Origin of the sequence: Metallosphaera javensis (ex Sakai et al. 2022) (assembly GCA_021654415.1) — an archaeon.
Lineage (GTDB): Archaea > Thermoproteota > Thermoprotei_A > Sulfolobales > Sulfolobaceae > Metallosphaera > Metallosphaera javensis.
The window spans coordinates 1,949,632-1,961,546 of the sequence record AP024487.1; the positions used below are offsets into that span (position 1 = coordinate 1,949,632).

An 11,915-nucleotide genomic window follows, 5' to 3' on the forward strand; every position below is an offset into this window, starting at 1 on the left:
CATGATGGTGGATATCCAGCACGTTGGGATCAGGGGATACGAGAGGGACCTTGGACTGGATCTGGTCCTTCTCAATCCGTCCTACAGGCTGGGATGCCAGTGTTGCGTGGATGGGTTTTACCAGCAGTACCTCTGGTCCAAGGGAAGAAAGGGGTTCATTCAGCTGGGTATTTACAATCCGCGTTGCAGAGTACCGGTGGAGGTTGAACTTGAGAGGCAGATCAGCAAGGGAATTGCGGGAGTGGTTCTGAACCCGGCAAATCACGGATATGCCCTGAAGGAGGCTAAGAGGGTCGTGGATTACGTGAACAGGAGGAAACTTAACATATATCTCTACACCAGGACCCTCGGCCTGGAGGAGCTGGAGACACTGAACGACGGACTGGACGTGAACTTAATAATTTTGGATCCCAGGAATGAGATCTCTCCGCTGTTCCGCGAGACAAACGTTTACGTTAATGTAAGGGACTATACGGGAGATGTTTCTAGGAGGAGGGCTATCCTTGGCACATTTTACCCTTACGAGAGAGAGGAGAAGGCAAAGGAGTTACTATTTAGGTTTGGATGGACGTTCAATAACCTGCTTGAACTCGTTCAACCCTGGCTTAATGATGTAACCGACTGGTAGACAGGATCTTTCACGTCAAAACCTTTTCCCAGTTATCCCTTCAACCTAGTTTCCCTGGCCCTCCTCAACTCCTCCATCATGTTCATTATCTCGTTGAAGGGTGTCAGGGCCTCCAGGTGAACCCTGCCGTCGGATACTATTTTCATCGCCTCGGGATATATCTCGTTCAGCCTCCTCAACGCGAATCCCTTATCAGTGATGAGCCCCAGACCGAAGTTAATGTGCCTGGCCTCGTCCTCTATGATGCGCTTTATCCCCCTCGTGAACTGGGTCAAACCGTACCTCTCTCCCATACTTCTCAGAATGTTTAGCCCTGTGGTTGCAAGAATGCCCTCCGTAACTAGATGGAACCTGGTCACTATCCTCTGGATGTCACCGCTCTCAAAGTCCTTGGTCAGCTCATCAAAGAACGTGATGTATGAACCTGGTAGTTCAATCTCCGAGAGTGGTTCATCCCTGAAATAGCTATCAAAGAAGTCGAAATGTTCAAGCTCCTCCTGATACTGCTGTGGCGAGTATCCCCTCACGTTGCCCACGAACTTCATGGAGAGGGGTCTCAGAATACTCCATCTTGCCATATACTTTTTGGGATAAAAATGGGCTGATAAATACCTTATACCAAATCTAACTTCTTCAGGAATTTGATTCCAGTTAGAGTCCATATAGATAAGTCATTAATATAAGCTAAAAACTTTTTTATAAAAATAATTAAAATGAGTCATGCGACCATGAGCCATGTTTAATGAAGAGACCATTCAAATCGTAAAGTGTTCAATGACCACGTTATCGCCTAGAAATGGGCAATTAAATACATTTAAAGTACTCAATTCAAATCATCAATTGTCTATTTTCACACTGCATTTATGTAAAGCTTATAAAATGTATATAAAGTTAAACAACAATATAGAGATATGTTTTTAAATGTACCCAAGAGAAGTAGGGCATGTCTCTCACGGTGAGCGTGAATGGTAAAGTATACTCTGCCGATCCCGGGGAGACCATCATTAGCGTACTGAAGAGGAACAACATCTACGTCCCCCACGTCTGCTTCAATGAGGGACTCGTTCCCCTGGAGAGCTGTGACACGTGCCTAGTGCAGGTTAATGGGGAATTGAAGAGGGCCTGTTCCACTAAGGTTGAGGAGGGGATGAGGATAACCACCAGTGACGAAGTCTCCAGAAAAATGAGGAGGGAGGCTATCTCCAGGATACTTCGTTATCACAAGCTGTACTGTACGGTCTGCGAAAACAATAACGGGGATTGTGCCCTGCATGAGGCGGTTATAAAGGAGAGAGTATTTCATCAGAGGTACACGGAGAAACCCTATTCCCTGGATGATACGGGTCCCTTCTACGTTTACGATCCTGCACAATGCATCCTTTGTGGGAGATGCGTTGAGGCATGTCAGGACTTTGCCGTGAACGAGGTGATCTGGATAGACTGGAGCCTGAACCCTCCCAGAGTGGTGTGGGATCGTGGAAATCCAATTGGGAATTCCTCTTGCGTAAATTGCGGGACCTGCGTCACGGTCTGCCCTGTCAACGCGCTAATGGAGAAGGGAATGCTGGGTGAGGCTGGACTCTTCACGTGGATCAACCCTGAGCTCAAGAGGAAGACCATTGAGGCAGTGGGTAAGGCGGAGGACAACTTCAGCCTGCTCATGACGGTGAGTGAGCTGGAATCCAAGGCCAGGCAATCACAGATCAAGAGGACCAAAACCGTATGCACCTACTGCGGAGTTGGCTGTTCCTTTGAGGTGTGGACTAAGGGCAGGAAAATACTGAAAGTGGAACCCAAACCTGAATCCCCCGCCAACGGGATCCTGACCTGCGTTAAGGGTAAGTTCGGGTGGGACTTCGTTAACAGTCCGGACAGGATAACCAAACCGCTGATAAGGGAGGGAGATCACTTCAGGGAGGCCAGCTGGGATGAGGCAATTCAGCTGGTTGCAAAGAAGTTCAAGGAGATCAGGGAGAGATATGGACCTGACTCCATGGGCTTCATCGCCTCAGATAAGATGACAAACGAGGAGGCTTACCTCCTGCAGAAGCTGGCGAGGGCCGTGATAGGCACCAACAACGTGGATAACTCCTCGAGGTACTGTCAGTCCCCCGCGACGGTGGGGTTGTGGAGGACCGTGGGCATTGGAGGAGATTCCGGGACAATAAGGGACATAGAGAGCGCAGATCTTATCTTGATAGTGGGCCATAACACCACTGAGAGTCATCCCGTAGTGGGGAGCAAGGTCAAGAGGGCGCAGAAGATCAGGGGAGCTAAGATTGCCGTGATAGACGTTAGGAAACACGAAATGGCGGAGAGGGCAGACCTATTCATCAGACCAAAGCCCGGTACCGACGCAGCGGTATTGGCAGGTGTGGCCAAGTATATACTGGATCGGGATTGGGTAAATCATGAGTTCCTCAAGAGGGTGAACGGTTTAGACGAGTTCAAGGAGACGATTAAGGGCTTTACCCTGGACTACGTGGAGAGCGTGACTGGAGTTCCCAGGGAGCAGATAATCAGGCTGGCGGAGATGATACATGAGGCAAAGGGAGTAGCGGTCCTGTGGGGAATGGGCGTGACCCAGCACCTGGGTGGAGCTGATACGTCCACCATCATATCTGATCTCCTCCTTCTCACCGGTAATTACGGGAGGCCAGGGACTGGTGCATTCCCCATGAGGGGTCATAACAACGTTCAGGGAGTGAGCGACTTCGGTTGTCTACCTAACTACATGGTGGGATATCAGAAAATGGAGGAAAGCGTGATGTCCAAGTTTGAGGATGCTTGGATGACTACGCTGAACAGGAAGCCAGCACTCCAGATACCTCAGATGATAGAGGGAGTTCTGGAGGGAAAGATTCACGCGCTCTACGTTGTGGGAGAGGACACTGTGACGGTGGATTGCGGGACTCCCCTGACCAGGAAGGCACTTGAAAACGTGGACTTCCTTGTGGTGCAGGATATGTTCATGACCGAGACGGCTAAGCTGGCTGACGTCATACTTCCGGCCGCAGCCAGCCTTGAGAAGGATGGAACGTTCGTCAACACCGAGAGAAGGATACAGAGGATATACAAGGCCATGGATCCCCTAGGAGAGTCCAAACCGGATTGGGAAATAATCCAGATGATAGCCAATGCAATGGGGGCAAACTGGACCTATCATCATCCATCGGAGATCATGGATGAAATAGCCAGGTTGACTCCCGTGTTTGCCGGCGTCTCCTACTCCCGACTGGAGGGTTTCAACAGTTTGGTGTGGCCTGTAAATGAGGACGGCACAGACACTCCTCTTCTTTACATGAACTCCTTCGCGACTCCTGATGGCAAGGCTGTCCTCTACTCGTTGGAATGGAAACCCAGGCCTCTGAAGGATGAGGTACACTCCATAGTGGTCAACACTGGTAGGGTCCTGGAACACTTTCACGGTGGTACCATGACGGGAAGGGTTGAAGGGCTCAGAAGAAAGTTCCCAGAAACGTTCGTGGAGATATCCAAGGAGCTGGCGGAGAGATACTCCATAAGGAACGGGGATCTGGTGCTCGTGAAGTCAAAGTTTGGCGGGGAAATCAAGGCAAGGGCGCTGGTGAGCGAGAGGGTCACAGGAGAGGAAGTGTTTATACCTCTTTTCGCCTCTGAACCCTCTAAGGGAGTGAATAACCTGACGGGGCAGGAGTTTGACAAGGCCTCCGGAACTCCGGGCTATAAGGATACGCCGGTAATGATAGAGAAACTGGCCAGTGGAAGCGGTACCCCTCTACCAAGAGATAACTGGAGATTCCACGTTCAGGAAAGAAAGAGACAGGTGGGAATTGAGGTGACCAAGAAATGGATGAGAGAGGAGTTCAAGCCCTTGACAGAGTGATGGCTCAGCTCCAGGAGAGCGGAGAGGCCCTGGAGCAGTTCCTGAGGTTAGTGAACGCCCTGAACAGATCGGGTATCCTCCCGTTCCTGACAGGGCTGGCAGAGAACCTCGATGTGACCATCTCCTCCTTAACGGAGCAGAACACAGGACTGATCAGAACATTGAACGTGATATATGCGGTCCTTAACGGGGATGAGGAGGTGGAAGACGTACCCCTCACCAAGATATTGCAGGAGTTCAATGACCCTGATGTCAGGAGAGGACTACTACTTCTACTGAAGATACTTCGGGCGATAGGCAGTGCAAGTAAGCAGGGTTAACCTGGTCAAGGTGAGGGATGGGCATCAAGAGGTGGACGAGGATTACGTTGCAGTGGAGGAACCGCTGGACATAACGATATGCAACCAGGAGTGCAGGACCTTCGCCATAGTAATGCGAACTCCTGGGAATGACCAGGAGCTGAGCCTGGGATTCCTCTACTCCGAGGGGGTTATTGACTCCCTAGACGACGTGATCAAGGTCAAGCAGGAATTGAACAGAATTGAGATATATCTAAGGGACGTGAAAAAGATAGAATCCCGTCAAATTGTGGTGAATTCCAGCTGTGGAGTGTGCGGGAGGGCTCTCCTCTACACTCTGGACATTTTATCAACCAGTACCACTGTGAGCAGGGACGTTATAGTTTCCCTCCCCGACAAGTTAAGGGAGAAACAGAACGTCTTTAATGTGACGGGAGGTCTCCACGCTGCTGGGCTCTTCACGAGAGATGGAGAACTGCAGTTCCTATTTGAGGACGTGGGGAGGCATAACGCCGTGGACAAGATTGTGGGAAAACTTATCATGGAGAGGAAGCTACCAGCCAGTTCAAGCATTCTTCAGGTAAGTGGAAGGCTTGGGTATGAAATAGTCAGCAAGGCGATAATGGCTGGAATTCCCGTGATAAGCGGAATCTCGGCCCCAACAAGTTATGCTGTGAGAATAGCAGAAAGCTCCGGGGCAACACTGATAGGTTTCGTGAGAGGAAAAAGTTTTAACGTGTACTCCCATCCCGAGAGGATATCTTAACTCTTCAGGCCAACCTCCTTGGCCTCTGCCTCAGACTGGCTTTCTCTCCAGGGCTCCGCCTTACTCGTGAACTTCACCTCGCTCTTCCTCCCGGCCAGCCTCTTGGCAACCTCCTGGGCGAAGTTAAGATCGTATAGCCTAGAGAACATTATCCTCTGCGCGGCAGGACTGCCAGCCCCGTGAACTGACTCTATCTGGAATGCTACTCCCATGCTCACGTTCTCCACTAGCCTGACCATCCTCAGCCTGTCCTCAGCGGTGAAGTCCTCCGCCCCCTGAAGGTACCTGGAAATGTACTCTTTCAGCTTGGGGTTCTTAAGGTCCCACTCGCTGGGGGCAGTTCCTACTATTCCTCCAGCAAGGTCTATGGAAAGCTGTGCAATCTGGGATGGGAACCTCGCTACCAGATGCTTTGTGACGTTGGCATGCATGGGGTTCACCCACCAGCAGTTGTCGCACATCTTCACGGCGTTCAGACTTGCAGCTATCCCTGCGGAATACATTGTCTCAGTCAGGAAGATCATCTCTGTGAGCTTATCCTGAACGTGAGAGGCTCTGTCGACTCCAATCTGCTTCGCCAGATCTGCGCTTGCCCCTATGATCACGTCTCCCAGTCCAGCCTTGCAACCACCATATCCCTGCCTGTGATAGGCGGAAAATATCTCCACGAGGGTGCCCGTGTACTCCCACTCCCCAGCTAGGAAAACCCTGTTCATGGGAACGAACACGTTATCGAAGATCACCAACCCCTCATGGTTGTAGAAGTAAGGAAGCCCATCTATCTCCCCTTCTTCCATTCTCCTGGCATCGTTTAACTGCCTTCCCACAACTATCTTCACTCCCTCGGTGTCCGTGGGAATTGCAAAGGCAACGGCGTAATCCTTGTCCTCAGGTCCCATAGCCCTGGTCGGTAGCACGACCATCTCCTCGGTTGCAGCAACGCCCGTTATGTTGGCTTTGGCTCCTGACACGTATATTCCATCCTTTGTGACCTCGGTTATCCTGAGATAGGCGTTCTTGTTGGGTTGCTGACTTGGTTTTAGATTCCTAACGCCCTTAGCATCGGTCATGGCTCCAGCCAAGGCTAGATCGTTTTTCTGAACGTACTTGAGGTACTCCACAAACCTGTCCCTTACCTCAGTCTTCCCCTTCTTGGCCATCATTGTGGTCACAATATGAAGGGTGTTCAGGGAATCCCATCCCACACATCTCTGGAAACATGCGCCCGTCTTATGGCTCAGCTTCCTAAGTAACTTGACCTTAGCGGCCAAGTCATCCGGAGACCTGTGAATGTGATTGAACCTGTTGATCTCCTCCTCAAGGTAGGGACTCCATGCCCTACCTAGCTCCTTAGTATCCTCCTCCCAGGCAGCGTCAAAGGTAGCCTTAAAGGACATAACGGAGGGCTTAAGGAAGGGATGCTTTGTCACGTCCTTGACTTCCCTACCCATCACGTAAATCTCAACCTTGGACCTATTACTTATGGATTGAAGGTATTGTTCTCCTGTCCTGACGACCATACAGGTTAGTAGTGTTTAAAGTTTTTAAAGTTTAGTATAATGTTCTTTTAACTGAAACTCAAAGGTTCACTGTAGACGCTCCAGTTCCCTGAGCGCTGAAACCACCTGGGCGTGAACGAAAACCTGTGGGAAGTTTCCGGTGAATTCCATGGTAGAGGTATCGAGGTGCTCCCCCAGCAGATGAAGGGTACCAGATACCTTATCCAGCCTTTCCAAGATGTCCTTGGCCTTCCTTGTCTCGCCCAGCCTTATGTAAACCCTGGCCAGCCAAAGCGTGGTGAGAAGGAAGGGATGTTTCGCCTCCCCCATGAAGTCCGATAAATACCTCTTCACAAAACCGTCCTTAACTAGGTCCTTCTCTATCCTCTGAAGAGTGTTGAGAAACAACTTATCATTTACATCAACGAATCCGTAAAGAGACGCGGACAGGATGGAGGCATCCACTTCTGTGCTTCCTGCGTATCTGGGGAAGTACTCTCCCGAATTTTCAAATATCCAGGATCGCAATTCCTCCCTTCTCTCCTTCCAAGGGTCGTTCATACCCAGGGCATTCATAATCCTCCCCGCCCTGTCCATTGCAACCCACATCATTATCTTGGAGTGAATATAGTGCCTTGGCTCTCCCCTGTCCTCCCATATACCAGAGTCCTTCATTCTCCAGTTCTCTGCCTCCCAGTCAGCAAGATAGGTAATCTTCTCCAGGGAGTCGTAGATGTAAACCCTGTCCCCCGTTCTCTCAAAGTATTTATATAGGGAGGCCATGAAGAAGCCCTCCACGTCAAGCTGAACCTGAGTTGACGCTCCGTTTCCCACTCTCACAGGCCTGGAGTTCCTGAAACCAGAGAGCCAGGGAAGTCTTTTCTCCGGTGGAGGGATTGTACCCTCCACGGTATAGAGCGGGTAAAAGAAGGGTTTAGACGAGAAATTGATCAGGGAGAGCAGGAAGTTAATTATGTCCCTGGCCTTAACCACGTAATCGGCGTCAAGGAGAGCCTCAGCTATTATGGAGGAGTCCCTGATCCACGCGAAGCGATAGTCCCAGTTCCTTGAGTCACCCACTACCTCAGGTAGGGAGGTGGTTGGCGACGCTATGGGTCCACCGGAAGGAGCGTAAATTGAACCCAGGAGGACTGCCACCGAGGTGGTGTAGAGTTCCCTTAGATATTCCTTGGACGCCGGTAAGGATCTCCTCCAGTACTCAACGGTCTTCTCAAAGGGCCTGGAGAAGTCAAGGGAAAGTCTAGAGGTTCTTTCACTCATTGGACCGTGCTTGGCATCGGAGGAGTAATTTACCACCAGGTATCCCCTTCCCCTGGAGAACCTCCATACATCATCGCTCTCCACCTCCACCTCTCCGTCATACTCGTAAAGGAAGGCCACGCAATCCCTTCCCCTGGGATTGATCCTTCTGTTCCCATCTGGAACGGGTCTATATAAACCGTAGTAGAAGATCGGGTTGAACACAACCTTGAAGGGGAATTCGCTTTCAACCTTCCTGATGATAATTGTCTCCCCTATGGGGATGAGGTCCTGAATCACCATTTTCCCCTGATCGGTTTCAACGTAGGTGGTGAGAACCATGGGATCCCTGTACTCCTGAGCCATGTACGTAACCTCACCAGGGAGTATGGAGAACTCTCCTCCCCTTTCATCAACCAGCTTGGAGAAAATTGAGGGAGAATCGAATTTAGGCACTGGAAACCAGACCACTGAAGTACCGTCCAGAATTGCGGAGGTGATTTGATTGGAAATGAAGGCTAACACACCTAAACTATGAGAGCGAATATTAAACTATTTGGGAACAACAAAGATTAATTCTCCTTTATCTCATCTTATCTTATGAAATTCTTGATACTTGGTGCCGGTTACGCTGGGCTGACGGTGGCTCACAAGCTGAGGAGATTTCTAGGGGACGAGGTAACCGTCATCTCAGAGTCGAGGGTGGTGAGAGAGAACACAATTTTCCCGCTCCTTCTCACGGATGAGGTGAAGGTAGAGGAGACTGAGTTTGACGCTAAGTTGGCCATGGAGAGGAAGGGAGTTAACTTCGTTGAGGCCAAGGTGAGTCAGATCCTGCCGGAAAGCAGGGAGGTTAAGACGGACAGGGGAACCTTTGATTACGATTACCTCTTTCTCGCCCTTGGCGGAGGATATGAGGAGAACTTCAGAAGGATTCCTGGACATGAGAACGCGGTAATGCATCACACACTTGATGGCTTCCTTAAGCTTAAGGAACTACTGTGGAACACTAAGGGAGACGTGTTCGTGGGAAACGCCCCAGGAAGTCCCATAGAGGGACCCTCGTATCAGGTAGCCCTCATTGCGGAGTACATACTGAGGAAGAGGGGAGCTAGGGGAAGAGTTTACCTGGCAACTCAAAGCCCCAAGGGTGTGTTTGGACCCATTCCTCTGGATTGGGTACATGAAAGGGCAAACTCCTACTTCGAGAGGAGGGGAATAAAACTCCTGAAGGGAAAGAGCGTAAAGGAGGTAAGGAAGGGGATGGTGGTCCTGAATGACGGTCAAGAGGTGGAGGCTGAGGTAATATCTGTCCTCCCATCCCTCTCAGCCCCCAAGGTGGTGAAGGATGCAGGCCTTGCAGGAGGTTCTGGCTTCGTTGAGGTGAAATTACCAAGTTTCAGGAAGGATGAAAGGATATTTGCGCTTGGAGATCTTGCTCAAACGCCCTTCCCGAGAACTGCGAGGGCAGCCATGATCTCTGCGGAAAACGCAGTATCCACGGTTCTAAAGGAGATTAGGGGATTGGATTTGCCCATGTACTCCCTCGGAGTTCTGTGCGTTATGGAGGGAGGAGATGATGGCGGTATCTTAAGGTTTGACACCAACGGGAAGGAGACAAAAACAGCGTTAGCGTTCAGCAGGACTTACGTTATGATAAAGAAAATGTACAGCAGACTTCTAGTCAACAGGGCATTTGACGTTCCCTATCACGGTGCTCTAACGGTGGAGACATAACCCGGATTACCTGGAGGAATTTAATTGTAGTGACGCGTAAGGATTTTGAAACTAAACCTTTAGATCTCTTGGGAGAAATGAGAAAATTAGCGAGACTGTAGATAATGAACCACCATAGGATCCACTACCCTATAGACGCCCCTTTCCTCCCTCTCAACGTAACCAAATCTCATGAGCTGTTGAAGCGCCCTGGTAACGGCCCATTGATCGTCCCCTAAGTCCTTTGGCCTGGCCTCTCCGCCTAACTTACACATAGCTTTCAAGACTGATTTTGCGAAAGATGAAAGTTTCCGTAAATCTCCCTCCAATGCAGTGATAACGTTCTCGTCCTCAGGTAAACTTTGGAGAACTTCGCTAACTGATCTTCTCTCCACAACCATCTTAATTCCCACCAAGTTCAGCCAGGCAGGGAATCCATCCACATAATCCACTATCGTGTCCAATTCCTCCTCCCTCACCCTCAGGTTCTCAGCCTCAAAGCCTGTCCTCAGGAATTCCTTCGATACATCCCTTGCGAAGGGGGTTATCCTAGTCATATAGAAGAACTGATAGAAAGGCTGGCTTCGTGAGTTAATCAGTTCCTCCAACATACCTGTCGCCGACCCAGATATGACGTAACTCACTTTCCTGTGAAATTGCCATTTACTCCTCATAACGTGAAAGATCTCAGGAACAGCCTGTCTTGCCAGCTTCAGGTACTGAAACTCGTCCACCACAAATATTATTCTCTGGATTTCGAAACGCTCTGCTAGGACCTCCGGTAAATCTAGGACCCTGGAGAATTCCTCGCTGAGATCCTTGTTTTTCTCCGATTTATCCAGGATGACTTCCATGAGTCCAGTGAGTTCTGGAATGTTAAAACTAACCTTTACCATCCCGATTAGATCTCGTAGTTGCTTTACATAGCCCTTTGTCATATCCATAGCCCTTTGGATCTGGCCCCTATATCCTGCATGGGCATATATGGAGTAGGTCAACTTACTCACGTATGCACTCAGGAACTCTGCGAAGTTGAAACCCTTTTCGCCTCTAACAAATTCCTCAGCGGAGATATACGCATAGGGTAGGGGGACCTTCTTGAGAGAGGCTAATATAATGGAGGTTTTGCCAATCCTTCTAGGTCCTATTAAGCCAACCGGTTGTCCATTTTTCATCAGGGCTAGAAGAGAATTGACTTCATTCTCCCTGCCAAACGGGTTGGAGGTTGGCGGACCATAGAGGAACCACATTTTGCGGGTACCACCTATTTGCTGGTACCAGCAATTATAAAACTTGCACTTATATCACATTGATACTGACAGTTGGCTCATGTCCTTCTCCTCTGATCTTGTCCTGTTTCTAGGGTACATTGATACCTGATGTCATTCATAGCTAGTTGAGGAGAAAATTTCCTAGTCAAATGTTCCCTGGAACCCTGGTTATGGTGGGTAACCCCTGGAATACGCCCGAGAAAATACCCTGGGTAAGAACGTAAGTGAAATGAAAACTTAGAGCTGTAATTATCAGAAGTATCCCACAAAGTAAAGGGAGGAATAGAATGTCTTACCATACGCAATTACAATAAAGATTCCGTTAGCAAAAGACAATGCTACCAGAATAGCTAATAGAAGCAATGACAGCTGGGGAATACTGACCTGTCCAAGAGTGAAAATCGAATTAATAACGTTCGTACTAAATATATTCTCGAATACCTTGATTAACGCCAGAAGTGAGCCACCTATGGCCGAACTAGCTCCTTGCATCGCGAATACCGAGGCCTCAAAGGCCCTACCGTTTTGCTCCCTTCTAGCCCCAAGGTTGAGCAATGTAGTCCCTTTCCTTGAGACAGTTTCACCCACCTCTTTTACATTTCCCCTTAACT

General features: G+C 49.6%; 10 protein-coding genes. 5 read left to right on the top strand and 5 right to left on the bottom strand.

Annotation, left to right across the window (positions count from 1 at the left end):
- The first annotated feature begins 1 nt into the window (after window position 1).
- Window positions 2–628 (top strand): hypothetical protein, encoded by a 627-nt coding sequence (locus QVC96_RS10945; protein ID WP_287689265.1) that lies wholly within the window; start codon window positions 2–4, stop codon window positions 626–628.
- 32 nt (window positions 629–660) lie between these two features.
- On the opposite strand, the gene QVC96_RS10950 is transcribed toward QVC96_RS10945, so the two are convergent.
- Window positions 661–1,290 carry a hypothetical protein gene (locus QVC96_RS10950; RefSeq protein ID WP_287689266.1) on the bottom strand — a complete coding sequence of 210 codons (630 nt, stop codon included), beginning with the start codon at window positions 1,288–1,290 and terminating at the stop codon, window positions 661–663.
- A gap of 281 nt (window positions 1,291–1,571) precedes the next feature.
- On the opposite strand from QVC96_RS10950, the gene fdhF reads away from it, so the two are divergent.
- From fdhF to fdhD, 3 genes are read left to right on the top strand one after another with little or no spacing between them, the layout of a single operon-like run.
- The gene (gene fdhF / locus QVC96_RS10955; protein WP_287689267.1) at window positions 1,572–4,493 is read left to right on the top strand and encodes a formate dehydrogenase subunit alpha; all 2,922 of its coding nucleotides are present in this window, start codon (window positions 1,572–1,574) and stop codon (window positions 4,491–4,493) included.
- The gene (locus QVC96_RS10960) at window positions 4,457–4,813 is read left to right on the top strand and encodes a DUF1641 domain-containing protein (protein ID WP_287689268.1); all 357 of its coding nucleotides are present in this window, start codon (window positions 4,457–4,459) and stop codon (window positions 4,811–4,813) included. The genes fdhF and QVC96_RS10960 overlap by 37 nt, the downstream gene beginning before the upstream one ends.
- Entirely contained in the window at window positions 4,794–5,558 is a 765-nt protein-coding gene (fdhD, locus tag QVC96_RS10965; protein WP_287689269.1) for a formate dehydrogenase accessory sulfurtransferase FdhD, read from the top strand. Before QVC96_RS10960 ends, fdhD begins: the two co-directional genes overlap by 20 nt.
- Here the strand turns inward: fdhD and QVC96_RS10970 are convergent.
- Both QVC96_RS10970 and treH1 read right to left on the bottom strand, forming a co-directional pair.
- Window positions 5,555–7,078, bottom strand: a complete 1,524-nt coding sequence (locus QVC96_RS10970) for a 4-hydroxyphenylacetate 3-hydroxylase family protein (protein WP_238027079.1) — start codon at window positions 7,076–7,078, stop codon at window positions 5,555–5,557. The genes fdhD and QVC96_RS10970 overlap by 4 nt on opposite strands.
- A gap of 66 nt (window positions 7,079–7,144) precedes the next feature.
- Window positions 7,145–8,842, bottom strand: a complete 1,698-nt coding sequence (gene treH1 / locus QVC96_RS10975; protein ID WP_287689270.1) for an alpha,alpha-trehalase TreH1 — start codon at window positions 8,840–8,842, stop codon at window positions 7,145–7,147.
- 75 nt (window positions 8,843–8,917) lie between these two features.
- On the opposite strand from treH1, the gene QVC96_RS10980 reads away from it, so the two are divergent.
- Window positions 8,918–10,054, top strand: a complete 1,137-nt coding sequence (locus QVC96_RS10980; protein ID WP_287689271.1) for an NAD(P)/FAD-dependent oxidoreductase — start codon at window positions 8,918–8,920, stop codon at window positions 10,052–10,054.
- An 86-nt stretch (window positions 10,055–10,140) separates the two neighbouring features.
- Here QVC96_RS10980 and QVC96_RS10985 read toward each other — a convergent pair whose 3' ends face one another.
- Window positions 10,141–11,283 carry an AAA family ATPase gene (locus QVC96_RS10985; protein WP_287689272.1) on the bottom strand — a complete coding sequence of 381 codons (1,143 nt, stop codon included), beginning with the start codon at window positions 11,281–11,283 and terminating at the stop codon, window positions 10,141–10,143.
- A gap of 273 nt (window positions 11,284–11,556) precedes the next feature.
- Window positions 11,557–11,892 (bottom strand): hypothetical protein, encoded by a 336-nt coding sequence (locus QVC96_RS10990; protein WP_287689273.1) that lies wholly within the window; start codon window positions 11,890–11,892, stop codon window positions 11,557–11,559.
- Window positions 11,893–11,915: the final 23 nt, after the last annotated feature.